General features: G+C 45.8%; 2 protein-coding genes. Both read left to right on the top strand.

What is annotated here, in order from left to right; all coding sequences use genetic code 11:
• Nucleotides 1-410: 410 nt before the first annotated feature.
• Nucleotides 411-761, top strand: coding sequence for a hypothetical protein (locus ABD842_RS13830; RefSeq protein ID WP_345114973.1), 351 nt, complete (start codon nucleotides 411-413; stop codon nucleotides 759-761).
• Between the two features lie 659 nt (nucleotides 762-1,420).
• Nucleotides 1,421-1,663, top strand: coding sequence for a hypothetical protein (locus tag ABD842_RS13835; RefSeq protein WP_345114975.1), 243 nt, complete (start codon nucleotides 1,421-1,423; stop codon nucleotides 1,661-1,663).
• Nucleotides 1,664-1,837: the final 174 nt, after the last annotated feature.

Genomic DNA, 1,837 nt, shown 5'->3' on the forward strand with positions numbered 1-1,837 from the left:
CAGGCCGCCGCCACGCGGGTGCGTAAATCAAGCGAATAGGGATTCATCTTACTGGCTACGGCTATCCGCCAAATAGGGATGAACTGTTCACGAATCCGCTATAGCAGCCGCAGGTTTTGCGCCGCGATGGCTAACCCATATTCCCCACACCAGAACATGAGGCAATAGGGCTCGCGCAATAAGTATTATGTGGCGGGCGCGTACCCGTGCTGTGTTGTAACGTGCCTCCTTCAGCAAAGAGGCAAGGGCATCAATACTGCCAAAGCCAAACTTCCTGTACGAATAGATAGGTGACGAGTAAAGCATGTGCATAGCCATTGGCTTCAAGTACCTCAACGTTAGGAAGAAACTGCTCACAGTTCGACAGGTAAGAATTTATTCAAACATTTATAAGAAAAATAAGTTTCCATATGACGAAACCTTGTTGTAGCTTTGTCGCCTTACCCACCTTTCAAGCGGAAAAAATGAGGACACTGAGTGATAAAGTCTGTGTTGACGCCGACGAGTTTAAACAAGAAGCCCTTGAGCTTTATAAGTGGTCTTCTGAATACGATTTCGAGTGGATGTACCTTAATGGTAGTAAATCAGGTAACGTCTGCATGTTTTTCCTGAAACCAAACAGGTCTGGTACAGGTGTTAATAAAAAGAGAATCAAGCTGTTTGGGGAAAATGCTGAAAGCACCGAAGGGGGTTTACGTAGTCTAAACCGCATGATTGCTATCGACGACTTTCTGAATAATTCAGAAAGTAGCAACGCGTAGTGTGATGAAAATTTGCATTCGACGTTGGGGTAGGGTAGGGCACGCGTCTATGGCAAACCCTACGTTTGTAGGCTCTCCGCTTGTGCGAGAGAAGCGCCGTGACAGCTGCTTTCATGAACGAGACAAGCCTGCTTGCTCTCTTGCCCGTTTCTGGCTTTGCCTAAGTTCAAACAGGCTTATGGAGAACAACCCGTCTCTCCAAACTTAATGGTCACTGGGCAGAATATAAGGCTATTCGCCGTTTTGCGTTAACGACCAATTCCGTATTCTTTGAGCCTCGGGTCTTGAGTGACTCTACCTTAAGTATTGAGTTGCTCGATGAGGGGGAAGGCGACGTCGTTGTACTGTTGACGAGGGGGCAGCAGGCTGGTGTTGCTCCTACGTAAGGCAACTCATTGTAGCGTCGGCTCCATTTAAAAAAAATATTATAATTTTCTAAGATGGCTTCGGCGTTAACTTGCGTGACTTATTATTTGTAAAAAGCTTTTTTATTCCCCTAAAAGCCATTTTTGTCCCCTAAACATGTTTGAATATAATGCTCATCTTGTATTCTTTGCTTATTGGATAAAAGCAATTTGCGGGCGAAATAACTAGCCAATACCTTTGTTTCATTACAGCGAGAAAATTAACCTTTCAATGCCCCAAGGGAAAGCAACATCATGGCTAATCAAGCAAACAAAGTAAAAATGTATACCTGTAGTGGCTGGCAAAACGTCGCGGAACATAGCCAAAAGCAGCGCGAATTCTCGATACTCACCTCCGACTACTCACTAGAGCATGCCCATTCGGTAATGAGTTTCACTCATGCGCGGAATGAGTCACTGGAAGAATTAATTGAAGATTTGAAGAAGGCAGCCAAGGTTTCTTCGCTGCGCTATAAGCTAGTGGACGAAGCGGCATGATTGGATTGCTTTAAGTGTGCCTGCTTACCCTGCCTTTTGCCTTGAATTGGCTCATCGGTTGCATGAACTCGGGTGCAATTCAAATCTTCGCTTGGTTGTTTTTGAGCAGTTGGGTGACGAGGTCAAACTTACGGCTTTTGTAGGCTACGCGCAGGCGCAGCAGGTGGTCGCAGC

The sequence above is a fragment of the Hymenobacter algoricola genome (assembly GCF_039539525.1).
Classification (GTDB): domain Bacteria; phylum Bacteroidota; class Bacteroidia; order Cytophagales; family Hymenobacteraceae; genus Hymenobacter; species Hymenobacter algoricola.